The organism is Pseudogulbenkiania sp. MAI-1, assembly GCF_000527175.1.
GTDB lineage: Bacteria > Pseudomonadota > Gammaproteobacteria > Burkholderiales > Chromobacteriaceae > Pseudogulbenkiania.
Window position 1 is genome coordinate 1,147,664 of record NZ_AZUR01000001.1, and the last position, 23,517, is coordinate 1,171,180.

Sequence of the window (23,517 nt, forward strand, 5' to 3'; positions counted from 1 at the left end):
CGTCATTTTGCCGGTCCTAACCGACAGCTATCCGACGTCCCACGGACACCCCGGGGAGAAAGACGACACCATGACCCAGACCCATGTCGCCCGCCGCCAGCGCCTGATGAGCCAGATCGGGGAGGGGGTGGCGATCCTGCCCACCGCGCCCGAAGCCATCCGCAACGCGGACACCCATTATCCCTACCGGCCCGACAGCCATTTCCTCTACCTCACCGGCTTCGCCGAGCCGGGCGCCGTGCTGGTGCTCGACGCCCGCGCCGGCAAGTCCATCCTGTTCTGCCGCGAAAAGAACCTCGAGCGGGAAATCTGGGACGGCTTCCGCCACGGCCCCGAGGGGGCGAAGGAGCAGTTCGGTTTCGACGAAGCCTACCCGATCGACGAACTCGACCAGCGCCTGCCCGACCTGCTGTCGGGTCAGCCGCAGCTGTGGTGGAACATCGGCCGCAACCCGGCCTTCGACCAGCAGGTGGCGGGCTGGCTCAACGCGGTGCGCGCCCGCTACCGCACCGGCGAGCAGGCGCCGCCGCGTTTCGGCGACCTGCTGGTGCTGCTCGACGAGATGCGCATGATCAAGGACGCTGGCGAGATCGCCACGCTGCGCCGCGCCGCCCAGATTTCGGCCGAGGCCCACGTGCGCGCGATGCGGGCGACCCGCCCCGGGCTCTACGAGTACCAAGTCGAGGCCGAGCTGCTGCATACCTTCGTCAGCCACGGCGCGCGCTTTCCAGCCTACGAGAGCATCGTGGCCGGCGGCGCCAACGCCTGCACGCTGCATTACGTCGGCAACGACTGTCGCCTCAACGACGGCGAGCTGCTGCTGATCGACGCCGGCTGCGAGCTGAACGGCTACGCCGCCGACATCACTCGCACCTTCCCGGTCAACGGCCGTTTCAGCGGCCCGCAGCGCGATCTGTATGAACTTGTGCTGGCGGCCGAGCTGGCCGGCATCGACGCGGTCAAGCCGGGCGCGCTGTGGACCGCGCCGGGGGATGCCGCGCTGCAAGTGCTGGTGCGCGGCATACTCGACCTCAAGCTGCTGGAAGGCACGGTGGACGGCGTCATCGAGTCCGGCGCCTACCGCCAGTTTTACATGCACAGCATCGGCCACATGATCGGGCTCGACGTGCACGACGTCGGCCAGCGCAAGCAGGGTGGCGAGTGGCGCACCTACCAGCCCGGCATGTGCACCACCATCGAGCCTGGGTTGTACATCCGCCCGGCCGCCAACGTGCCGGAGGCGTTCCACAACATCGGCATCCGCATCGAGGACGACGTGTTGGTGACCGACAGCGGGCGCGAAGTGTACACCGCGGAGGTGCCCAAGGGGGTGCAGGAAATCGAGGATTTGATGCGCACGTCCTGAGCGACGTTGTCAGGCTGATGAACGAGGCAGACGAACAAGAGTTATGACTGTGAATCCCGAACATGCCGATATCGTGGTCGTCGGAGGCGGCCCGGTCGGGGCGCTGGCGGCCTTGCGCTTTGCCCGTGCCGGGCGCCGCGTGCTGCTGGTCGAGGCGCGCGCCAAGGACGCGCCGATTCGCGACGCGCGGGCGCTGGCGTTGTCCTGGGCCAGCCGCAGGATGCTGCGTGACGCCGGCGGCTGGCCGGACGAGCTGGCGGCCACGCCGATCGACGCCGTGCACGTGTCGCAGCAGGGCAGTTGCGGGCGCACCGTGCTCGACCGCGCCGACCTGGCGCTCCCGCACCTGGGCGTGGTGGTCGACTACCCCTTGCTGACCGCGTCGCTCAATGCCGCGCTGGAAGGCGCCGGCGTCACGGTGCTGTGGCAGAGCCGGGTGGAGTCGGTGAAGTCGCTGCCGCATTACGCCCGGCTGACCCTGACGACGCCGGCCGGTCCGGGCATGCTGACCTGCCGGCTGGTGGTGCTGGCCGAGGGCGGCGGGCTGGCCGAGACCCTGCCCGGGATCAAGCGGCTGAGCCACGATTACCAACAGTGCGCCGTGCTGACTCACCTCACCACCGAATTGCCGCCGCAGGGCGTGGCCTACGAGCGCTTCTCGCAGCAGGGGCCGCTGGCGCTGCTGCCGCACGGCGACGGCTTCATGCTGGTGTGGACGCGCAGCGCCGAGGATGCCGCCCGCCTGCGCGACAGCGACGACGGCGTGCTGATCGCCGAGCTGCAGCAGGCCTTCGGCGAGCGCCAGGGACGCATCCTCGCGGCCGGGCCGCGCGCAGTGTTCCCGCTCGCGCTCAAGCAGGCCAATCGCCTGGTGAGCGGACGTGTGGTGCTGATCGGCAACGCCGCGCAGACCATGCACCCGGTGGCGGCGCAGGGGCTCAACCTGGGCCTGCGCGACGCGGCCGGGCTGGCCGACGCGCTGGACGGTGTGCGCGACCCCGGCGAGGCCCGCGCACTGGCCACTTTCGCCGCCGCGCGCAAGGTCGACGGCCACGCCGTGGTCGGCTTCACGCACGGCCTGATCCGGCTGTTCGACGGCCATTCGCCGCTGGTGAACACGCTGCGCGGCGCCGGCATGATGGCGCTGGATGTGTTGCCGCCGCTGCGCCGCGCTTTTGCCGGGCATCTGGTGTTCGGCGTGTGAGAGCCTGTGGGCGAATCCGCCGTGCCTCTCCATCCCGGTCCTGTGGGGCACGCCGTGCCGCGTATCCGGCTGGTTTCGAACCGGCCGCGCGGCGCGGCGATGGCCGCAGGGAGTCCCGGTGGGACGATGGCTTTCACGCGCTCCGAGAGAGCTAAAGCAATGAATACGAGACAAAACGATTTCGACGTCATCATCGTCGGTGGCGGCCTGGTCGGGGCCAGCCTGGCGCTGGCGCTGGCCGAGGCCGGGCGGCGCGTGGCGCTGCTGGAAGGGCAGGCGGCCCGCTTTGACGATCTGGAGGAGGGCTGGGACGCGCGCGTCTATGCCGTCAGCCCGGCCAACCGGCGTTTCCTGGAAAGCCTGGGGGCCTGGCCCGGCATGGAGCGCATCGGTACCATCGAGCGCATGGATGTGCGCGGCGACCGCGGCGGGCGCATCGAGTTTGCCGCCAGCGACGCCGATGCCGAGGCGCTGGCCTGGATCGCCGAGAACCGCTGGATGCTGGCGGCACTGTGGCGGCGGCTGGAGCAGAGCGACATCACCCTGTTGACCGGCGTGCGGCCGAGCGCGCTCGCCACCACGCCGCGCCAGGCCCGGCTGACGCTGGACGACGGGCGCGAATTCACGGCGGCGCTGCTGGTCGGCGCCGACGGCGCCAACTCCTGGGTGCGGGACCAGATCGGGCTCGAGGCCAGCATCAAGCCCTATGGCCAGTCCGGCGTGGTGGCCAATTTCGACTGCGAGCGGCCGCACGGCAACGTGGCGCGCCAGTGGTTCCTCGGCGACGGTATCCTGGCCTGGCTGCCGATGGCGGGCCAGCGCATGTCGATGGTGTGGTCGACGCCCGATCCGCAGTCGCTGCTGGAACTCGACGCCGAAACGCTGGCCGAAACCGTGGCGGCCACCGGCGATTACGCACTCGGCGGATTGAAGGTGATCACGCCGGCGGCGGCCTTTCCGTTGCGCTTGATCCGTCCACAAAGTACTGTGAAAGAGCGGGTGGCGCTGGTCGGCGACGCGGCGCATACCGTCCATCCGCTGGCGGGGCAGGGGGTCAACCTCGGCTTCCAGGATGCGGCGACGCTGGCCGGGCTGGTGCAGGATCAGCGCGACCCCGGCGACTGGCTGCTATTGCGCCGCTATGCGCGCCAGCGCAAGGAGGCGGTGGTCACCATGCAGACCACCTGCGATGCGCTGTTCGCGCTGTTCCACCAACGCGAATTGCCGGGGCTGCCATGGCTGCGCAACGCCGGTCTGAGCCTGACCAACCGCCTGGCTCCGCTCAAGCGGCAATTCGCCCGCCATGCCATCGGTTTCTGAACAAGGAAAAAACGCATGAATGCAACCCTGAAAAAACTGGCGCTGGCCACGCTGCTGCTGTCGTCGGTAGCCTGCGCCGCCAAGGCGTCGGACCCGGACGTGGCCGAGGTGAAGAAGGCCTTCGCTGCCCGCTTCCCCGACCGCAAGGTGGAGAGCGTCAACCCGACGCCGGTGAGCGGCATCTATGAGGTGGTGCTGTCCGGACGGCAGATCATCTATGTCGACGCCAGCGTCAAGCACCTCTTCGTCGGCGACCTGATCGACGCCGAGAAGCGCGAGAGCCTGACCGAGAAACGCGTGGCCGAGTTGTCCAAGGTGGCGTGGAAGGATCTGCCGCTGGACGCGGCCCTGAAAGAGGTGCGCGGCAGCGGCGCGCGCAAGGTGGCCATCTTCTCCGATCCGGACTGCCCGTTCTGCAAGCGTCTGGAGCGTGACACGCTGAAAGACGTGAACAACGTCACCATTTACACCTTCCTCTATCCGCTGACCCAGTTGCACCCCGACGCCATGCGCAAGTCGCGCCAGATCTGGTGCAGCAAGGACCGTGTCGGTAGCTGGACCGCGCACATGCGTCAGGGAGCCGAGCTGAGCGGTCCCGACAATTGCGATACCAGCGCGCTGGACAAGAACCAGACACTGGGGGCGAAGCTGGGCATCAACGGCACGCCGACGATGATCTTCGGTAACGGCCGCATGGTGTCCGGCGCCATTCCCGCCGCCGAATTCGAGAAGCACCTCAACGCCCAGTAAACCCGCGCATGCAGCCGGAGCGGAGTGCCGATCCAGGTGTAGACGGGCCGCTGACCGCCTGGTATCGAGCGCTGACGGCTCGTGAGCGGCTGATGCTGGCGCTGAGCCTGTCGCTGGCCCTGCACGCCGCCGCTCTGCTGCTGCCGGGCCCGCCGCCGCGCGCGGCGAGCGTGCCCGGCATGCTCAGCGTGCTGCTGTCCCCTTCTCCTTCTTCCGGGCGGCTCTTCCCCGAGGGTCGTTTCAGCTCCTCTGAGGTGCCGCTCCCATCGCTGTCGGGTCTGTCGGTCCAAGCTCATTCCCATGAGTACGGCACGGGTGATGAGCCGCGCCGGGTGCCCGCGGCCGTGGTGGCGAGCGAACCGCTGGCCGCCACGGCGGATGCCTCCGCCCCCCTGACGATGCAGCCCGCCTCCGCACTGCCCGGGACGGAGGCGGGCGGGTATTTCCCGGCGACGGCGCTGGATGTGCCGGCCCAGCCCTTGCAGCCTATCGTCTTCACGCTGCCGCCGGATGCCCCGGCCGGCGAGGCACGGCTGATGGTGAGGGTCTACATTAATGAACAGGGTGGGGTCGACGCGGTCGAGCCCGAGCAGCCCGATCCCTCCGGAGTGCTCGAGCGCGAGGCGCTCCGCGTTTTCCTGCCAATCCGCTTTGCGCCGGCGCAGCGGCATGGACTGGCAGTGAAGAGCTACAAGCGCATCGAGGTGCGCATGCAAAATTAAAACGTTTGTTTTATTTGTGCTAGAGTACCTTCCGTCGAGCCGGGCAACCGGCACCCTTATGCAACGGGAGGAGCGTCTCCCAACCACTCAGAGGAATGAACATGTCTGATCTGCAAACGCTGTTCGCCCAGGCCCAGGCCGACGTGAAGACCCTGGCCGAGCGGCCGGACAACCAGACCCTGCTGCAGCTCTATGCCCTCTACAAGCAGGCGACCGACGGCGACGTGCAGGGCGAGCGGCCGGGCATGATGGACTTCATCAACCGCGCCAAGTACGACGCCTGGGACAAGATCAAGGGCATGAGCGCCGAAGAGGCGATGCAGGGGTATGTGGATGTGGTCCGCAAGCTGATGAGCGAGTGAACCCTGCTCGGCGGCAGATAGAACCGGTGGCGATCCCACCGGTTTTTTCATGTCCGGCCGCCAGAACCGCTAGAATACCCCGCTGGAATGACAGATTGCCGCGTCCGTGCGGCGGGCAGCACAAGGGGAAAGCAGACGATGATTCTGGTGACGGGCGGGGCGGGCTTCATCGGGGCCAATTTTGTCAGGCTGTGGCTGGAGCGGGGCGACGAGCCGGTGCTGGTGCTCGACAAGCTGACCTACTCCGGCAACGCCGACAACCTGCAGCCTTATCTCGATGAGGGCCGGGTGACGCTGGTGCGCGGCGACATCGGCGATACGGCCCTGCTGGAGAAGCTGCTGGCCGAGCACCGTCCGCGCGCCATCCTCAACTTCGCCGCCGAGAGCCACGTCGATCGTTCGATCCACGGTCCGGCGGTGTTCATCGAGACCAATATCGACGGCACCTTCCGCCTGCTGCAGGCGGCCACGGCCTACTGGTCGGCGCTGCCGGCCGAAGACAAGGCGGCGTTCCGCTTCCTGCACGTGTCCACCGACGAGGTGTTCGGTTCGCTGGGCGAGCATGACGCGCCGTTCTGCGAGACCACGCCGTATGCGCCCAACAGTCCCTACGCCGCGTCCAAGGCGGCCTCCGACCATCTGGTGCGTGCCTGGCACCATACCTACGGCTTGCCGGTGCTGACCAGCAACTGCTCCAACAACTACGGGCCGTACCAGTTCCCGGAAAAGCTGATTCCGCTGATGATCGACCGTGCACTCGACGGCCAGCCCTTGCCGGTGTACGGCGACGGCCGCCAGATCCGCGACTGGCTCTACGTCGAGGACCACTGCCGCGCGCTGATGGCGGTGCTGGAGCGCGGCCGGGTCGGCGAGGTGTACGCCATCGGCGGCTCGTGCGAGAAAACCAATCTCGAGGTGGTTGAGACCTTGTGCGCCACGCTCGACGCCTGCCGCCCGCGTGCCGACGGGGTGTCCTACCGGGAGCAGATCGCCTTCGTCGCCGACCGCCCCGGCCACGATCGGCGCTATGCCATCGACGCCGGCAAGATGCGCCGCGAGCTGGGCTGGACGCCGCAGGAGACCTTCGCCAGCGGGATCGAGCGCACCGTGGCCTGGTACCTGGGCTATCCGGAATGGGTGGCAGCGGTGAAGAGCGGCACCTATCGCGACTGGCTCGTCCAGCACTATGGGGCCAACTGATGCGCATCCTGTTGACTGGCGGCAGCGGACAGCTCGGCTTCGAGCTGCGCCGCAGCCTGGCGCTCTACGGCAAGCTGTGGGCGCCGGGGCGGGACGAGCTCGATCTGGCGCACCCGGACCGGCTGGCGGGGCCGGTGCTCGGCTTCGCGCCCGACCTGATCGTCAACGCCGCCGCCTATACCGCGGTCGACCGCGCCGAGGCCGAGCCGGAGCTGGCGGAGCGGGTGAACGCCGAGGCGCCGTCCGAACTGGCCAACCTGGCCGAACACCTGGGCGCGACCCTGCTGCATTTTTCCACCGATTACGTCTTCGATGGAACTGGGACAGAACCCTATCGGGAGAGCGACCCGACCCGTCCCTTGAGCGTGTACGGCCGCACCAAGCGCGACGGCGAGCTGGCGGTGATGAGCGAGTGCTCGCGCCATTACGTGCTGCGCACCAGTTGGGTCTACGGCAGCGTCGGCGGCAACTTCGTCAAGACCATCCTGCGCCTGGCCGCGCAACGCGATACGCTGAACGTGGTGCACGACCAGGTCGGCGCGCCGACCGCGGCGATGCTGATCGCCGACGTCACCGCATTGCTCGTCGCGCGCCTGCGGGAAGGGCGGGTGCCGCCGTACGGCCTCTACCATCTGGCGGCGGCGGGCGAGACCTCATGGTATGGTTTCGCCAGCGCCATCGTCGACGCCGCGCAGCGCGCCGGACAGGGGCTGCTGCTGCAGCCCGGCGCGATCCGGGCGATCCCGGCAGCCGACTACCCGACGGCGGCGACGCGCCCGGCCAACTCGCGGCTCGACACCCACAAACTGCGCGCCGCGCTCGGCATCGTGCTGCCGGACTGGCGCCATCACTTGCAGCTGGTGCTGCAACAGCTTTCCGTCCGACAAGGCTAATCCCATGGCTCAACGCAAAGGCATCATCCTCGCCGGCGGCTCCGGCACCCGGCTCTATCCGGTCACCTTGGGGGTGTCCAAGCAGCTCTTGCCGGTGTACGACAAGCCGATGATCTACTACCCGCTCAGCACCCTGATGCTGGCCGGCATCCGCGACGTGCTGATCATTTCCACGCCGCAGGACACGCCGCGCTTCCAGCAGTTGCTGGGCGACGGCAGCCAGTGGGGCATGAGCCTCGGCTACGCGGTGCAGCCCAGTCCGGACGGCATCGCCCAGGCTTTCCTGATCGGCGAGCCTTTCCTCGCTGACCAGCCCTCGGCGCTGGTGTTGGGCGACAACCTGTTCTTCGGCCATGATCTGGCCGGCAAGATGAGGCAGGCGGCGGCGGGCGGGCAGGGCGCCACGGTGTTCGCCTACCCGGTGCACGATCCGGAGCGCTACGGGGTGGTGGAGTTCGATGCCGCCGGCCACGCCGTCAGCCTGGAGGAGAAGCCGGCGCAGCCGAAATCGCGCTACGCCGTGACCGGGCTGTACTTCTACGACGGGCAGGTGGTCGATTTCGCCCGCGAACTGCGCCCATCGGCGCGTGGCGAGTTGGAGATCACCGACATCAACAGCCGCTATCTGGCCGCCGGCCAGCTCGACGTGCAGGTGATGGGGCGCGGTTACGCCTGGCTCGATACCGGCACCCACGAGTCGCTGCTGGAGGCCAGCCAGTTCATCGCGACGCTGGAGAAACGGCAGGGGCTGAAGATCGGCAGCCCGGAGGAGGTGGCCTGGCGCAGCGGCTTCATCGACGACGCAGAGCTCGCGCGGCTGGCCGAGCCGATGAAGAAGAACGGTTACGGCCAGTACCTGCTGTCGCTGTTGAACGAACGCATCTTCTGAGGTCGGTATGAAAGTCATCGAGACGGCGCTGAACGGACTCGTGCTGCTGGAGCCGACGGTGTTCAAGGATGCGCGCGGCGAGTTCTGCGAGACCTTCAACGCACGCCGCTTCGCCGCGCTGATCGGGCGCGAGGTGAACTTCGTGCAGGATAACCGTTCGTTCTCGCTGCCGGGCGTGCTGCGCGGGCTGCATTACCAGCACGCTCATCCGCAGGGCAAGCTGGTGCAGGTGACGCAAGGAGCGGTGTGGGACGTGGCGGTGGACCTGCGGCGCTCCTCGCCGAGCTTCGGGCAGTGGTACGGGGTGACGCTGTCGGCGGAGAACCGGCGCCAGCTATGGATTCCGGAGGGCTTCGCGCACGGCTTCCTGGCGCTGCAGGACGGGGCCGAGTTCTGTTACAAGGTCAGCGATTACTGGCATGCCGGCGACGAGTACTGCATCCGCTGGGACGACCCGGCGCTGGCGATAGCGTGGCCGCTGACGGGGGAGCCGGTGCTGTCGGACAAGGACAGGCAGGGGGTGAGTCTGGCCGAGGCGCCGCTGTTCTAACCGGTCCGCGCCGGCAGCAGCAGCGGGCTGAAGGCGCGGGTGGACAGGCAGAGGCGGTCGCCGCAATCCAGCCCCTGCGCCTCCTCGTCGCTGGCGATCACCTCGATGATGTCGTGGCCGACGCGCAGCGTCAGCAGCCACACCACGTCGCTCCGGCGCTTGGCCAGCACCTCGGCGTCGAGCGATAGCCGGTCATGCGCCCGCGCCTGGCCGATGAACACCTCATGCGGCGTGCCGCGCATGGTCAGCGTGCCGGCCTGGCATTGCCAGACCTCGTCCGCCAGCCGGAACACTTCCCCGATGTCGTGGCTGACCAGCAGCGTGGTCAGGCCGAGGCGGCGCTGCAGCGCCAGCAGCTCGTCCTGCAGGCCGCGGCGCAGCGCCGGGTCGAGCGCCGACAGCGGCTCGTCCAAGAGCAGCAGCGCCGGCTTGGGCGCCAGGGCGCGCGCCAGCGCCACGCGCTGACGCTGGCCGCCGGAGAGCTCGTGCGGGCGCCGCTCGGCCAGGGCGTCGAGGCCGGTCAGCGCCAGCAGCTCGTCCACCCAGCTGCCGGCGTCGCGTCCGACGCCGAACGCCACGTTCTGGCGCACGCTCATGCGCGGGAACAGCGCGTAATCCTGGAACACCATGCCGACGCGGCGCCGCTGCGGAGGCAGGCAGATGCCCCGCGCCGCGTCGAACCACACCTCGCCGTTGACCACCAGCCGCCCGGCGGCCGGCCGTTCCAGCCCGGCCAGCAGCCGGAGCAGCGTGCTCTTGCCGCTGCCGGAGGGACCGAACAGCGTCAGCAGGCGGCCGCGCTGCAGCGTGCCGGCCATGGCCAGCGCGAAGCGGTCCGATCCAGTGCTGCGCTGGAACTGCAGGTCGAACTCGATCATGCGGCGTCCTTTCCGTCGCGGCGGTTGAGCCAGTGCAGCAGGAACACCACGGCGAAGCTGAAGACGAACAGGATCAGCGAGTAGGCGTGCGCCACCGGGTAATCGTGCACTTCCACCTCGTTGTAGATGGCGATCGACGCGACGCGCGTCTCGTCCGGGATGTTGCCGCCGATCATCAGCACCAGGCCGAATTCGCCGACGGTGTGGGCGAAGGCCATCACCGTGCCGGCCAGCAGCGCCGGGCGGATGGTCGGCAGTTCCACTTGCCAGAGGGTCTGCCAGCGCGATTTGCCGAGCGTCCAGGCGGCCTCGCGCAGGCTCGCCGGCAGGTTGGCGAGCGCCGCCTGCACCGGCTGCACCATGAACGGCAGGCTGTAGAGCACCGAGCCCACCACCAGCCCCTCGAAGGTGAACACCAAGCGCAGGTCGAAGGCCTGTTCCAGCCAGCGCCCGAGCGCGTTCTGCGGGCTCAGCGTCAGCAGCAGGTAGAAGCCCAGCACCGACGGCGGCAGCACCAGCGGCATGCTGACCAGGGTTTGCACCAGCGGCTTGAGGCGCGAGCGCGAGTGGGCGATCCACGCCGCCAGCGGCACGCCGAGAAACAGCAACAGCAGCGTGGTGACGGCAGCGAGCCGGGCGGTGAGCCACAGCGGGGCGAGGTCGAGGGAGTCGGGCATAGAGCTTAATCGTTGAGCAGGGTCATTTCGTTGGATTTGATCAGCGCCTCGACCGCGTCGCCCGGGGTGAGTTCGAGCCGTTGCGCCGAGCGCGTGGTGATCAGCGCGGCCAGCGCATGCGGGCCGAAACGCAGCTCGACGCGGGTCAGCAGCGCGCCCTGGTGCAGTGCGACTACGCGGCAGGGCAGGCGGTTGCGCACGCTGAGGGCGCCGCCGAGCTCCTTGGCCAGCGCCACTTCCTGTTCCTTGAACAGCAGCGTGACGGCGCTGCCGGGCGGGTGGCGCCGGGCGGGCTCCGGCTCGCCGACCAGCATCGCGGTGCAGGCCACGCCTTCGGTGACGACGTCGATCAGGGCGAGGCCGTCGCCGGCGGCGACGGCGCTGACGGTGGCGGGCAGGCGGTTCATGGCAGGCTGTAGCCGCTCTGTTCGAGGATGCGGCGCGCCGGGGCGCTGAACAGGAAGTCGTAGAAGCGCTTCGCCGCTGCCGTCGGCGCCGCCTGGGGCTGGTGGATCAGCACCGCGCCCTGGGCGATCGGCTGGTAGGCCTGCTTCGGCACCTCGCGCCACTGTCCCTGGCCCTTCAGCTCGGGTGCCAGCACCACCGACTTGGCGGTGAAGCCGATCTCGGCCACGCCGCTCTGGATGTACTGGCTGGCCTGGGCGATGCTGTCGCCGTAGACCAGCTTGGGCGTCACCGTTTCGGTCAGCTTGTAGTAGTTGAGGGCGTTCAGGGCCTCGCGGCCATACGGTGCGGTCTTGGGATTGGCCAGCGCGATCTTGCGCACGCCGTCCGTGGCCAGCGCCTGCTGCCAGCGGTTGAGATCGGCCCCGCGCGTGCTCCATACCACCAGCGTGCCCAGCGCATAGGGCTTGGGCGGGGCGCTGGTGAGGCCCTTGCTTGCCAGTTCCTGCGGGAAGTCCATGTCGGCCGACAGGAACACCTCGAACGGCGCGCCGTTGGCGATCTGCGTGGCGAGCTTGCCGGACGAGCCGAAGCTGCCCTTGGCGTCGATGCCGGTCTGCTGCTTGAAGGCGCGCGCCAGGTCGTCGAAGGCGTACTGCACGTTGGCGGCGACCGCTACGCTGACGGTTTCGGCCAGGGCGAGACCGGAGGGCAGGGCGAGGCTCAGGGCCAGCAGCAGGGGATGGAGTTTCATGCGAGTTTTCCTGTAGGGAGAATCAGAACGGGGCGCCCAGGATCACGCTGCGCGCGTCGAACACCGCCAGCGCGGCGCTGCCGGGCGGCAGGCGGTGAGCCTCTTCGGGCGGGACGATGCCGAACACCCTGTCGCCGCCGGCGAGCCGCAGGCCGACTTCGGCCTGTTCCGGGCCGGTGACGATGCTCTCTACCGTGCCGGCGAGACAGTTGCCGGGCGGCAGGCCGGTGGCATCGGCCGGATGGATGCCGACCCATTGCGCCTTGATCAGCGCCACCAGCTCGGCGCCGGGGCGGATGGCGAGCTGCTCGCTGCTCAGGTGGGTGACCACCACGTCGAGCGCGTCCCCGCCGGAGAGCGTGAGCGTGACGCGGTCGTTGACCGGGCCGCTGGTGAGCTGGCTCACGCGACCGAACAGCTGGTTGCGCGCCGAGGTCTTGAGCGCCAGCCGCTGCAACAGCGGCAGGCTGTGTTCGAGGGTGCCGGCCTCTTGCGACAGCGCGGCGACGAAGGCGGCGTGGGCGCGTTCGATGGCCTGATAGGCCGCCACCAGTTGTTCGCCGCGGGCGGTGAGGCGGGTGCCGCCGCCGTTCTTGCCGCCGGTCTCGCGCGTCACCAGTGGGCTGTCGGACAGCCGGTTCATCGTCTCCAGCGTGTCCCACGCCCACTTGTAGCTGCGCCCGAGCTGTTTGGCCGCGGCGCTGATCGAGCCGCTGGCGGCGATCGCCTGCAGCAGCGCCACTTCGGCGTGGCCGGCCAGGTTGTGGTCGTCCTGTTCGAACCACACCCTGGCGTTGAGTTTCAGTGCCGTCTCGCTCATGACCGTGTCCCGCCAAGCGTTATAGTGCGGTGAGTATAACGCTAGGTGTGCAAGCTCGCTATATTCAGCGTGATATAGCGCTTGACCGGGATCAAGCCCAAGCGATTTTCTTGTGGGCGACAGGGTTGATCGCCAAGGCGTCGTTACCTCGGCATCCCGCCACGTCTCGACTATAGTAAAAGTGCGCCCCAAGGTTGGTCGGGCTGACTACAGCGGTGTTGGCGGCTGGGTTGGCTTCGAGACTGGAGGGGCGCTTTTCTATGGGCCGCCGCCTTGAAAGGGAAGGTCAGCGCCCTATTGCCAGCGCAAAGGGGGCCAGTCGAGCGGCGGATAGACCGGCAGGCCGGCGGCAAAGGGCGGCCATACTTCGCCTTGCAGCAGCGGTCGCAGATAGTCGAGAAACGCCGGGCTGACCGAGAAGCCGTCCGCCCCGATGAAGGCGGGGGGAAGCAGACGCTCGGCGCCGCCCACCTCGGCAAGCGGCACCGCGACGGTTTCCCAGCCGGCGCCGGTCGCGGCTTGCCGCAGTCCTACCATGATCCCGCTTTGCCCTTGCTGCGCCCATTGCAGCGCCGTGCGCCCCGCTTGCTGCGCCAGCCTGAGATCAAGCGCCGAGGCGAGATGACGCGCCGCGCGCTGCATGCAGTCAGCCACCGCCACGTGGGCGTGCAATCCGCGTTGCCGTATCAGGTAGTCGGCCACGCGTTGTGCTGCTCCTCCCAATTGCTGGAAGGACGAGCCAGGCGCATAGGGTTGTTCGGCCAGCAGGGTGCCGTCGGCATGGCGCAGTCCCTCGGCCACTATCAGCAAGGCATGGCCGTGGCGCCGCATGCAGTCGTCGAGCGCATCGAGCAGGCGTGCCGGCTGGTAGGGGACCTCGGGCAGCAACAAGAGATGCGGCGCCTCGCCAGGATGGAGCGCCGCGGCGGCACAACTGGCGGCCAGCCAGCCGGCGTTGCGGCCCATGGTTTCCAGCAACTGCACCCGCCCCGGGCCGAGGCTGGCCAGGTCGAGCGCCAGTTCTCGCACCGAGGCGGCCAGGTACTTGGCCGCGGATGGGTAGCCGGGGCTGAAGTGGGTGCCGAGCAGGTCGTTGTCGATGGTCTTGGGGATGCCGATGACTTGCAGCGGATAGTCCAGTTCCTGGCCCAGCTGGGTGAGCCGCCGGGCTGTTTCCATGGAGCCGTTGCCGCCGTTGAGCAGGATCGTGCCGATGCCGGCCCCGGCCAGCACGCGGCGCAGTTGCCGCCAGCTGTCCGGCGCTTCGTCGAACGGCGGCAGCATCTCGCGGCTGGAGCCAAAACAGGTGCCGGGTAGGGTGGACAGGCGCTGCCATTGCCGGCGCGGTACGGCGTCCAGGTCGAGCAGCTCGCCCCGGCGCAGGCCGGTCAGGCCGTGGCGGGCCGCGCACAGCGACACGCCGGCCTGACGCGCCGCCTCGATCACTCCTTGCGCCGAGGCATTGACCACCACCGTCGGCCCGCCCGATTGCAGATACAGCACACGCGATGCTGACATCCCCGCCCTCCCGATGTGGCTTGCTTCGTTCGGCAAGCCGCCCCTCCCGCGGCAAGCGCACGAAGCCGGCCAGGGGAGATCGGCATGCCCTGCCCTGCAGCCGGCCATCCCTGTCTGAGGGGCGGCTGTCTCGCCCTTCTCCTCACTATAACAAACGCCGGCAGGTGTTCCGGGCCGGGTTGCTGCCGCCCGTGCCGGCGAAAAATGGAAGAAAGTTTGATCTGATGCCGGGCGAGGGGGTGGTCCTTGACTAGACTGAATTGGTAAAGCCTCGCCCGGCAGGGAAATTCACCATGAGAGCGCCACCCCGGCATCTGGCCGCCCACACTTTCTATCATCTTGCCGAAACGCCGCTGGCCGGACGCTGCTGCCGCGGACTGGCCTGTTTCGCGGCCCGCGCCGATGCCCCGGCCAAGTGGGCCGCCGCCGCGGCCGAACCGTCGGTGTACTGCCTCGGCAAGTGCTATGCCGGGCCCAGCGACAGCGATCACGACCCCCGCCCCCATGTCGCGGCGCACAGCCGGCAGACCGTGCTGCTCGACAACCTGCTGGCCGGCGGCGTGCACGATCTGGCGGGCTACGAGGCGCGCGGCGGGGGGAGGGCGCGCATGCATGCGTTGGCCATGGCGCCGAGGACCCTGGTGCGGATGGTGGAGGAGAGCCGCCTGCGCGGCCGGGGCGGGGCCGGCTTTCCGGCCGGGCGCAAATGGCAGGCGGTGGCCGCGGCGACGGCCCCACACAAGTACCTGGTGGTCAACGCCGACGAGGGGGATCCCGGCGCGTTCTCCGACCGCCTGCTGATCGAGGACGACCCGTTCCGCCTCATCGAGGCGATGATCATCGCCGCCCATGCCGTCGGCGCGGGGCGCGGCTACATTTATTTGCGCAAGGAGTATCCGCTGGCGGCCGCCCGGCTGGCCCAGGCCCTCGATGAGGCGCGCCGGGCCGGCTGGCTCGGGGAAGGCTTCGACGCCGAGCTGGCGATCGGTGCCGGCAGCTATCTGTGCGGCGAGGAAACCGCGCTGCTCAACGCGCTGGAAGGACGCCGCCCCGAGGTTCGCCTGCGTCCGCCGCAGATCACCGCGCAGGGCCTGTTCGGCGCGCCGACGCTGCTGCACAACGTCGAGACCCTGTGCGCGCTGCCGTGGATCGTCGAGCACGGCGCCGCCGCCTACGCCGCGCTCGGCTTTTCGCAGAGTCGCGGCACCAAGCTGTTGTCGCTCAACTCGCTGTTCCGGTGGCCGGGGCTGTACGAGGTCGAGTTCGGCCTGCCGCTCTCCGAGGTGGTCGATACGCTGGGCGGCGGCCTGCGCTGCGGCCGGCTCAAGGGGGTGATGGTGGGTGGGCCGCTGGCCGGCATCGTGCCGCCCCCGCTGTTGGCCACGCCGCTGGGCTACGAGGAGATGCAGGCCATCGGCTGCGCCGTGGGTCACGGTGGCGTGATCGCCTTCACCGACGACACCCCGCTCATCGCCATCGTGGCCGAGGTATTCCGCTTCGGGGCGTGGGAGTCGTGCGGCAAGTGCACGCCGTGCCAGCGCGGCACGCCGGAGCTGGCGCGGATGTTCGCGTCGGCGCTGGCCGGCGGGCGCATCGACAGGGCGCGCTGCCAGGATTTGCTCGAGGCGCTCGGTGCCGCCAGCCTGTGCGGCCACGGTCGCGGCCTGGCCGAGTTCGCCCAAGCCGTGGCGACCCATTTTCCGGAGGAGTGGCAGGCATGCTTCAGTTGACCATCGACGGCGTGGCCCATACCTGCGAGCCGGGACTGTTGCTCGAGGTGCTGTTGCAGGCCGGGGTGGAGGTGCCGCATCTGTGCCATGACCCGCGGCTGGCGCCGCACGGCGGCTGCCGGCTGTGCCTGGTCGAGATCGACGGCCAGCCGCGGCCGGTGGCGAGCTGTACCTGCCAAGCCGAGGCCGGCATGGTGGTCCGCACCGACACCCCGGCGCTGCGTGCCTTGCGCCGTACCCACTTGCAGCTGTTGGCCGAGAACTACCCGGCGGCGGCGCTCGAGGCCGAACCGGGGCACCCGTTCCACCGCCTGCTCGCCCGCCACGACGTGGAGCCGGGCAACCGGCTGCGCGACGGGTTGTTCGTCGACGACAGCCATCCCTACATCGGCGTCGACATGACGCGCTGCATCGATTGCCAGCGCTGCCTGCGCATCTGCGAACAGGTCCAGGGACAGTTCGTGTGGGAGGCGTGGCAGCGCGGCACGGCGATGCGCATGGCGCCGGCGCACGGTCCCTCCTTGCTGGAGGGCGGCTGCGTCAGCTGCGGCGCCTGCGTCGACAGCTGTCCGAGCGGGGCGCTCTACGACAAGCGGGTGACGGCGGAGCCGGAGGCCTGGACGCGCACCACCTGCGTCTACTGCGCGGTGGGCTGCCAGATGGAGGTGGGCAGGCGCGATGGGCGCGTGGTGGCAGTGCGCCCGGCGGCGAGCCCGGTCAACCGGGGCCACCTGTGTGTCAAGGGGCGCTACGCCTTCGAGTTCAACCACGCCCCCGATCGCATCACCCATCCGATGCTCCGCGACGCCGGCGGTTGGCGCACGGTGAGCTGGGACGAGGCGCTCGACTTCACCGCCGGGAGGCTCAAGGCCATCGTCGCCCGGCACGGACCGGACGCCATCGGCGTGCTGGGGTCGGCGCGCGCCACCAACGAGGAGAACTACCTGGCGCAGAAGTTCGCCCGCGTGGTGCTCGGCACCAACAACGTCGATTGCTGCGCGCGCGTCTGCCACACGCCGAGCGCCAAGGCGCTCAAGACCATGCTCGGCACCGGTGCGGCGAGCAACAACTTCGACGACATCGAACAGGCCGGCGCCTTCCTGGTCTGCGGCGCCAACCCGACCGAGAACCATCCGGTGGTCGGCGCGCGCATCAGGCAGGCGGTGCTGAAAGGCGCCGGGCTGGTGGTGATCGACCCGCGCCGCACCGAGCTGGCCGAACTGGCCGACGTGCACCTGGCGCCGAGGCCGGGCTGCAACGTGCTGCTGTTCAACGCCATGGCGGCGACGCTGATCGAGGAAGACCTGTTCGATGCGCGCTTCATCGACGAGCGCGTCAGCGGGCTGGAGGAGTTCGCCGAGTTCATCACCGGTTACGCACCGGAACGGGTCGCCATCGAATGCGGCGTGGCCGCCGCTGACATCCGCGCCGCGGCGCGCCTCTATGCCGCCGGCCGGCCGGCGATGTGCTTCCACGGCCTCGGCGTGACCGAGCACCTGCAGGGCACCGATGGGGTGATGGCGCTGATCAACCTGGCGCTCTTGACCGGCAACCTGGGGCGGGCCGGGGCCGGCATCAACCCCTTGCGCGGCCAGAACAACGTGCAGGGGGCGGCGCAGATGGGCTGCGACCCGGCGACGCTGACCGGGGCACAGTCGTTCAAGGAAGCCGGGCCGCGTTTCGAAGCGGTCTGGGGCGTGCCCCTGCCGGCCCGTCGCGGTCTCAACCTGCTGCAGATGATCGACGCGGCGGCGGAGGGCGGGCTCAAGGCGTTGTGGGCATTCGGCTACGACATCTACCAGTCGCTGGCGCATGCCGACGAGACCAGCGAGGCCTTGTCCCGTCTCGAACTGGTGATCATTCAGGATCTGTTCCTCAACGAGACCGCCAAGGCCTTCGGCAGTGTGTTCCTGCCGGCGGCGTCGTTCCTCGAACGCGACGGCACCTTCATGAATTCGGACCGGCGCGTGCAGCGCATCCGCCAGGTGGTGCCGCCGCCGGCCGAGGCCCGGCCCGACTGGTGGATCATCCAGCAGCTGGCGGCGCGGCTCGGGCGGGCGGAGGGGTTCGCCTTCGACGGCCCGGAAGCGATCTGGGACGAGGTGCGCGCGCTGTGGCCGGACGGCACCGGGCTCAGCTACCGGCGGCTGGAACGGGAGAGCCTGCACTGGCCCTGCCCGGACGAGCGGCATCCCGGCACGCCGGTGCTGCACCAGTCGCGTTTCGCCATCGGCAAGCGCGCCATGCTGGCGACCATTCCCTACCTGCCGACACCGGAACAGACCGACGAGAACTACCCGCTGCTGCTCAGCACCGGCCGTTCGCTCTACCACTTCAACGCCGGCACCCTGAGCTCCCGCACCCCCAACGCGGCGTTGCGCCCGAGCGACACGCTGGACATGGCACCGGCCGACGCCACCCGCCTCGGCCTCATCGACGGCGAACCGGTACGGGTGCGCAGCCGCTACGGGGCGGTGGTGCTGCCGCTGCGCATCACCGACAGGGTGCCGCCGGGGCAGTTGTTCGCCACCTTCCACCGCGCCGACCTGATGGTGAACCGGCTGACCTCGTCGGTGCGCGACAGCAAGGTGCAGACGCCGGAGTACAAGGTCACCGCGGTGCGGGTGGAGCGGGTGTCCGCCTGAAGGCGGGCGACGAGGGGAGGGCGCATGGAGATTTACGGTTTCGACGCCTTTTCGCCGGCCGAGATCGCCGAGCGGGTGGAGAAGGTCGGCGTCGCCAAGGCGCGGCTGCCGTTGCGGCAGATGGTGCCGCTGGGCGTGCTGGCCGGCGCCTTCATCGGCCTGGGCGCGCTCTATTTCGTGCTGGTGATGAGCGACCCCACGCTCGGCTTCGCCGCCAGCCGGGTGCTGGGCGGACTGGTGTTCTCGCTCGGGTTGCTGCTGGTGGTGGTGGCGGGCGCCGAGCTGTTTACCGGCAACAACCTGCTCGCCATGGCCTGGGCCGACGGCCGCATCGGCACCGGGCTGTTGCTGAAGAACTGGCTGGTGGTGTGTCTGGCCAACTTCGTCGGGGCGGCCGGTCTCGCGGTGATGGTGTGGCTGGCCGGGCACCCCGCCCTGAACCAGGGTCTGGTGGCCGAGCAGGTGGTGCGGCTGGCCGCCGCCAAGTGTTCCGCGCCGCTCGCCACGCTGTTCTGGCGCGGGGCGCTGTGCAACGTGCTGGTCTGCCTCGCGGTGTGGATGGCCATGGCCGGGCGCAGCGTCACCGACAAGATGGTGGCCGTGGTGTTTCCGATCTCGGCCTTCGTCGCCGCTGGCTTCGAGCACAGCATCGCCAACATGTACCTGATCCCGCTGGCGATGCTGCTCAAGGACGGCGTCGGCACGGCGATCCCGTTTGCCGACGCCATCGGCTGGGGCGGCTTGCTGCGCAACCTGCTGCCGGTCATCGCCGGCAACCTGCTGGGCGGCAGCGTGCTGGTGGCGCTGGTGTATTACCTGATCTACCGGCGCGGGGCGGGCGTGACGGCGCCTGTCCCGGCCGATCGTGGGAGCGAATGATGCGCATCACCTTTCTCGGCGCGGTGGGCACCGTGACCGGCAGCAAGTTCCTGGTGGAGCACGGCGGCGCGCGCGTGCTGGTGGATTGCGGGCTGTTCCAGGGCTTCAAGCAGCTGCGGCTGCGCAACTGGGCCCGGCTGCCGTTCGAGCCCGCCCGCCTCGATGCCGTGGTGCTGACCCACGCCCACCTCGATCATAGCGGCTATTTGCCCGTGCTGGTACGCGACGGCTTTGCCGGCCCGGTCTATGCCAGCGAGGGCACGTGCGCCCTGTCCGAGATTCTGTTGCCGGACAGCGGGCACTTGCAGGAGGAGGAGGCCGAGTACGCCAACCGTCACGGCTTTTCCAAGCACAGCCCGGCGCTGCCGCTCTATACCGTGGCCGATGCCGAACGTTCGCTGCAGGCCTTGCAGGCGATCCCCTGGCATCGGCCCTGCGAGGTGGCCCGCGGGATCAGCGTCACGCTGCGCCCGGCCGGGCACATCCTCGGCGCCGCCATGGTGGAAATCGCCGCCGGCGGCGTGACGCTGCTGTGTTCCGGCGATCTGGGGCGCCCCAACGACCCGATCATGGTGGCGCCGGAATGTGTCGCCCATGCCGATTACCTGCTGGTGGAGTCGACCTATGGCGATCGCCGCCATCCGCCGGAGGATGCCGCCCAGGTGCTGGCCGAGATCATCCGGCGCACCACGGCACGCCACGGCATCACCTTGATTCCGTCCTTCGCCGTGGGACGCGCCCAGGCGCTGATGTATTACCTGTACCGGCTGAAGCAGTCCGGTGCGATCCCGGCCGGGCTGCCGGTGTTTCTCAACAGTCCGATGGCGACCGACGCCACCGGGCTCTACCACCGCTTCCGCAGCGAGCACCGGCTCTCGCCCACGGAGTGCGAAGGCATGTGCCGGGTGGCCCATATCGTGCAGACGGTCGAGGAATCCAAGCAGCTCAACGAGCGGACCGAGCCGGCCATCATCATCTCGGCCAGCGGCATGGCCACCGGCGGGCGGGTGCTGCACCACCTCAAGGCCTTCGCCCCCTACGCGCGCAACACCATCCTGTTCTCGGGTTTCCAGGCCGGCGGAACACGCGGAGCGGCGATCGTCGGCGGGGCGGAGTCGGTACGCATCCACGGCGAGGAGGTGCCGATCCGCGCCGAGGTGGTGGCGCTGGAGAACCTGTCGGCGCACGCCGATGCCGGCGAGATCCTGGCCTGGCTTGGCGGTTTCGAACGCCCGCCACGCCAGACCTTCGTCGTACACGGCGAACCGGTGGCCTCGGACACGCTGCGGCGCCGCATCGCCACCGAGCTGCGTTGGCCCTGTTCGGTACCGGAGCACGGCATGACGCAGCAGCTGGATTGAGGGCAGTTAGTTGCCGGGTTCGGCGTCGGGCGCGTTGTTCTTGCGGCTGCGGCGCAGCGCAGTCGGCTTGGCCGGTGCGCGCTGCAGGCGGCTCAGGCGACGCCGGATCTCGTCCGAGTCCATCCAGACATCCGCCCCTTTGAGCACCTTGTCGACCTCCGCCGTGCTGAGGAAGGGCTGGCAGATGCGCTGCATCACCTTCTCGAACCAGCTGCTCACCGCCTGGATCTGTGCCTGCTGCTCGGTTCCCCGGCCGGCGAAGGTTCCCGAGTAGATGTGGAACATCAGCTGGCAGTTGTCCTGCACCTCCAGTTCGTCTCCGGCCAGGAAAATCAGCGCTCCCATGGAATAGGCGCGTGCCTCGAGCACGGTGATGACGTGGGCGCAGGAAGACTGCATGTTGTTGATGATCTGCATGCCGGTGTCGAAGTCGCCGCCGATGGTGTTGAGGTGCAGGTAGATGATGTCGGTCTCGCTGGCGCTGCGCAGCGTGTAGAACAGATTGGTGTAAAAGTGCGAGGCCTGGATTTCGCCGCACAGGTAGAAGGAAATTTCGCTCAGCTGCGAGCGTATTTCGTAGCGTGTCAGTCCCTGGAACACCGGGGGCTCGGGTTGGTCCTCGCCCGGTTCGCCCTGGACGCTGATGGTCGGTTTGGTCATGGTGTCTCCGTGGTGCTGACCATGATTCCATCTTAGAGCCCATTTCAGCAGGCGGCCATGCATTCGCGCCGGGCGCGCCGTGTGCTTTCCCCTTATTCTGCCGGGCCGCCAAGGCTCGCCGCGCCCCCTGTCGCGGACGTTCTTCCCTTGTTGCTGCGACACGCTTGTTGCGTGCCTTGTCCCGCCTTGCCGGAGCCATGCCATTAACGGTTGCGTAGTAGTTTTACTACAAATATACTCGATCGGAATCGTGCGCATTCCCTCCTGTGGCGAAATGCGCCGGCAGTGCGGCTTTATGGCGGTGAGGAGGTGCTGTCACGGCAGATTGTTTTGTTTTAATTGGTTGATATTGAAGAATTTACTTGAGTTTTTGGTACGGATGTCAGCCGTGTGGAACAGGGCCGGGTGATGTCTGTTGACAGTTGTTATGGAATCGATTTCAATGTAGTTCAACTACATCAAAACAAGGAGGAGTGAGCATGGGTACATGCAGCGAACGCCATAACCGTGGCACCAAGATCATCGCCACGCTGGGGCCGGCGAGCAGCACGGTCGAGACCATCGCCGCGCTGCACGACGCCGGCGCCGACGTGTTCCGCCTCAACTTCAGCCACGGCGCGCACGAGGACCACGCCGCCCGCTTCACCGCGGTGCGCCAGGTCGAACAGGCCTCCGGCCGCCCGATCGGCGTGCTGCTCGACCTGCAGGGCCCCAAGCTGCGCGTGTGGAGCTTCGCCGACGGCCAGGCTGAACTGGAAGCCGGGCAGAGCTTCAGCTTCGACCGCAACCCCGAGCCGGGCAACAACCAGCGCGTCTGTCTGCCGCATCCCGAAATCTTCGCCGCGACCAAGGTGGGCGACATCCTGCTGGTGAACGATGGCCAGCTGCGCTTTCAAGTCACCGCCGTGCACGCCGACCGTATCGACACCACGGCCTTGGTGGGCGGCATCATCTCCGACCGCAAGGGCGTCAACGTGCCCGACGCCGCGCTGGCCGTGTCGGCGCTGTCGGCCAAGGACCGCCGCGACCTCGAATTCGGCCTGGAGCTGGGGGTGGACTGGGTGGCGCTGTCCTTCGTGCAGCGCCCGGAAGACGTGCTCGAAGTGCGCGAGCTGATCGGCGGGCGCGCCAAGCTGATGGCCAAGATCGAGAAGCCGCTGGCGGTGCAGAACATCGAGGCGATCATCGAGGTGGCCGACGCCATCATGGTGGCGCGCGGCGACCTGGGCGTGGAAATGCCGCCGGAAGAAGTGCCGTCGATCCAGAAGCGCATCGTGCGGCTGTGCCGCGAAGCCGGCAAGCCGGTGGTGGTCGCCACCCAGATGCTCGAATCGATGATCAAGGCGCCGGCGCCGACCCGCGCCGAAGCCTCCGACGTCGCCACGGCGGTGTACGACGGCGTCGACGCCGTGATGCTGTCGGCCGAATCCGCCGCCGGCCACTACCCGGCCGAGGCGGTATCAATGATGGAGCGCATCATCCGCCACACCGAGAGCGACCCGCTGCAGCGCCAGCTGATGCAGGCGGTCACCACGCGCCACCTCGCCAACTCCACCGACGCCATCGGCGCGGCGATCCAGACCGTGGCCGGGGTGCTGCCGGTGGGCGCCACCATCACCTACACCACCTCCGGCGCCACCGCCTTCCGCGTCGCCCACGAGCGCCCGGCCTCGCCGATCCTGAGCCTGACCCCGAACCGCACCGTGGCGCGCCAGCTCGCGCTGCTGTGGGGCGTGACCTCCTACGCCACCGAAGACGCCAAGAACGTCGAGGACATGGTGGAGAAGGCCTGCGCCGCCGCCAAGAGCACCGGCTACTACCAGGTCGGCAAGCCGCTGATCGTGGTGGCCGGCATCCCGTTCGGCACCCCGGGCTCGACCAACCTGCTACGCGTGGTCTGGCCGGAGTAAGCCCCCACCGCTCACACACACTGC

General features: G+C 68.8%; 22 protein-coding genes. 15 read left to right on the top strand and 7 right to left on the bottom strand.

The window, feature by feature from the left end:
• The first annotated feature begins 70 nt into the window (after positions 1-70).
• From PSEMAI1_RS0105320 to rfbC, 10 genes are all read left to right on the top strand, one after another.
• Positions 71-1,366 (top strand): aminopeptidase P N-terminal domain-containing protein, encoded by a 1,296-nt coding sequence (locus PSEMAI1_RS0105320; protein WP_024301867.1) that lies wholly within the window; start codon positions 71-73, stop codon positions 1,364-1,366.
• 43 nt (positions 1,367-1,409) lie between these two features.
• Positions 1,410-2,570: an FAD-dependent monooxygenase gene (locus PSEMAI1_RS0105325; RefSeq protein ID WP_024301868.1), complete on the top strand. Its 1,161-nt coding sequence runs from the start codon at positions 1,410-1,412 to the stop codon at positions 2,568-2,570.
• Between the two features lie 159 nt (positions 2,571-2,729).
• Entirely contained in the window at positions 2,730-3,890 is a 1,161-nt protein-coding gene (locus PSEMAI1_RS0105330; protein WP_024301869.1) for a UbiH/UbiF family hydroxylase, read from the top strand.
• Positions 3,891-3,905: 15 nt separating this feature from the next.
• Positions 3,906-4,640 (top strand): DsbC family protein, encoded by a 735-nt coding sequence (locus PSEMAI1_RS0105335; protein ID WP_024301870.1) that lies wholly within the window; start codon positions 3,906-3,908, stop codon positions 4,638-4,640.
• Between the two features lie 92 nt (positions 4,641-4,732).
• Positions 4,733-5,362, top strand: coding sequence for an energy transducer TonB (locus PSEMAI1_RS0105340; protein WP_232219841.1), 630 nt, complete (start codon positions 4,733-4,735; stop codon positions 5,360-5,362).
• A gap of 101 nt (positions 5,363-5,463) precedes the next feature.
• Positions 5,464-5,724, top strand: a complete 261-nt coding sequence (locus tag PSEMAI1_RS0105345) for an acyl-CoA-binding protein (protein ID WP_024301872.1) — start codon at positions 5,464-5,466, stop codon at positions 5,722-5,724.
• Between the two features lie 138 nt (positions 5,725-5,862).
• Positions 5,863-6,924: a dTDP-glucose 4,6-dehydratase gene (gene rfbB / locus PSEMAI1_RS0105350; protein WP_024301873.1), complete on the top strand. Its 1,062-nt coding sequence runs from the start codon at positions 5,863-5,865 to the stop codon at positions 6,922-6,924.
• Positions 6,924-7,817, top strand: coding sequence for a dTDP-4-dehydrorhamnose reductase (gene rfbD, locus PSEMAI1_RS0105355; protein ID WP_024301874.1), 894 nt, complete (start codon positions 6,924-6,926; stop codon positions 7,815-7,817). Before rfbB ends, rfbD begins: the two co-directional genes overlap by 1 nt.
• 4 nt (positions 7,818-7,821) lie before the next feature.
• Positions 7,822-8,706 carry a glucose-1-phosphate thymidylyltransferase RfbA gene (gene rfbA, locus PSEMAI1_RS0105360; RefSeq protein WP_024301875.1) on the top strand — a complete coding sequence of 295 codons (885 nt, stop codon included), beginning with the start codon at positions 7,822-7,824 and terminating at the stop codon, positions 8,704-8,706.
• 7 nt (positions 8,707-8,713) lie between these two features.
• Positions 8,714-9,256 carry a dTDP-4-dehydrorhamnose 3,5-epimerase gene (rfbC, locus tag PSEMAI1_RS0105365; RefSeq protein WP_024301876.1) on the top strand — a complete coding sequence of 181 codons (543 nt, stop codon included), beginning with the start codon at positions 8,714-8,716 and terminating at the stop codon, positions 9,254-9,256.
• On the opposite strand, the gene PSEMAI1_RS0105370 is transcribed toward rfbC, so the two are convergent.
• From PSEMAI1_RS0105370 to PSEMAI1_RS0105395, 6 genes are all read right to left on the bottom strand, one after another.
• The gene (locus PSEMAI1_RS0105370) at positions 9,253-10,134 is read right to left on the bottom strand and encodes an ABC transporter ATP-binding protein (protein ID WP_024301877.1); all 882 of its coding nucleotides are present in this window, start codon (positions 10,132-10,134) and stop codon (positions 9,253-9,255) included. The genes rfbC and PSEMAI1_RS0105370 overlap by 4 nt on opposite strands.
• Positions 10,131-10,811, bottom strand: coding sequence for a molybdate ABC transporter permease subunit (gene modB, locus PSEMAI1_RS0105375; RefSeq protein WP_024301878.1), 681 nt, complete (start codon positions 10,809-10,811; stop codon positions 10,131-10,133). Before modB ends, PSEMAI1_RS0105370 begins: the two co-directional genes overlap by 4 nt.
• A 5-nt stretch (positions 10,812-10,816) precedes the next feature.
• Positions 10,817-11,218: a molybdopterin-binding protein gene (locus PSEMAI1_RS0105380; RefSeq protein WP_024301879.1), complete on the bottom strand. Its 402-nt coding sequence runs from the start codon at positions 11,216-11,218 to the stop codon at positions 10,817-10,819.
• On the bottom strand, positions 11,215-11,970 hold the full coding sequence (gene modA / locus PSEMAI1_RS0105385; protein WP_029770507.1) for a molybdate ABC transporter substrate-binding protein: 756 nt from the start codon (positions 11,968-11,970) through the stop codon (positions 11,215-11,217). The genes PSEMAI1_RS0105380 and modA overlap by 4 nt, the downstream gene beginning before the upstream one ends.
• 22 nt (positions 11,971-11,992) lie before the next feature.
• Positions 11,993-12,790, bottom strand: a complete 798-nt coding sequence (locus PSEMAI1_RS0105390; protein WP_024301881.1) for a TOBE domain-containing protein — start codon at positions 12,788-12,790, stop codon at positions 11,993-11,995.
• A gap of 294 nt (positions 12,791-13,084) precedes the next feature.
• Positions 13,085-14,308, bottom strand: coding sequence for a diphosphate--fructose-6-phosphate 1-phosphotransferase (locus tag PSEMAI1_RS0105395; protein ID WP_024301882.1), 1,224 nt, complete (start codon positions 14,306-14,308; stop codon positions 13,085-13,087).
• A gap of 293 nt (positions 14,309-14,601) precedes the next feature.
• On the opposite strand from PSEMAI1_RS0105395, the gene PSEMAI1_RS0105400 reads away from it, so the two are divergent.
• The 4 genes from PSEMAI1_RS0105400 to PSEMAI1_RS0105415 are packed head-to-tail and all read left to right on the top strand — an operon-like array spanning position 14,602 to position 20,923.
• Positions 14,602-16,038 carry an NADH-quinone oxidoreductase subunit F gene (locus PSEMAI1_RS0105400; RefSeq protein WP_024301883.1) on the top strand — a complete coding sequence of 479 codons (1,437 nt, stop codon included), beginning with the start codon at positions 14,602-14,604 and terminating at the stop codon, positions 16,036-16,038.
• Entirely contained in the window at positions 16,026-18,683 is a 2,658-nt protein-coding gene (gene fdhF, locus PSEMAI1_RS0105405; protein ID WP_024301884.1) for a formate dehydrogenase subunit alpha, read from the top strand. Before PSEMAI1_RS0105400 ends, fdhF begins: the two co-directional genes overlap by 13 nt.
• A 24-nt stretch (positions 18,684-18,707) precedes the next feature.
• Complete coding sequence (locus PSEMAI1_RS0105410; RefSeq protein WP_024301885.1) at positions 18,708-19,562, top strand: formate/nitrite transporter family protein; 855 nt, start codon at positions 18,708-18,710, stop codon at positions 19,560-19,562.
• Positions 19,559-20,923 carry an MBL fold metallo-hydrolase RNA specificity domain-containing protein gene (locus PSEMAI1_RS0105415; protein WP_232219842.1) on the top strand — a complete coding sequence of 455 codons (1,365 nt, stop codon included), beginning with the start codon at positions 19,559-19,561 and terminating at the stop codon, positions 20,921-20,923. Before PSEMAI1_RS0105410 ends, PSEMAI1_RS0105415 begins: the two co-directional genes overlap by 4 nt.
• A gap of 6 nt (positions 20,924-20,929) precedes the next feature.
• Here PSEMAI1_RS0105415 and PSEMAI1_RS0105420 read toward each other — a convergent pair whose 3' ends face one another.
• Positions 20,930-21,583: an ATP-dependent Clp protease proteolytic subunit gene (locus PSEMAI1_RS0105420; protein WP_024301887.1), complete on the bottom strand. Its 654-nt coding sequence runs from the start codon at positions 21,581-21,583 to the stop codon at positions 20,930-20,932.
• Between the two features lie 479 nt (positions 21,584-22,062).
• Here PSEMAI1_RS0105420 and pyk point away from each other — a divergent pair, with 479 nt between their 5' ends.
• Complete coding sequence (gene pyk / locus PSEMAI1_RS0105425; protein ID WP_024301888.1) at positions 22,063-23,493, top strand: pyruvate kinase; 1,431 nt, start codon at positions 22,063-22,065, stop codon at positions 23,491-23,493.
• Positions 23,494-23,517 lie beyond the last annotated feature (24 nt).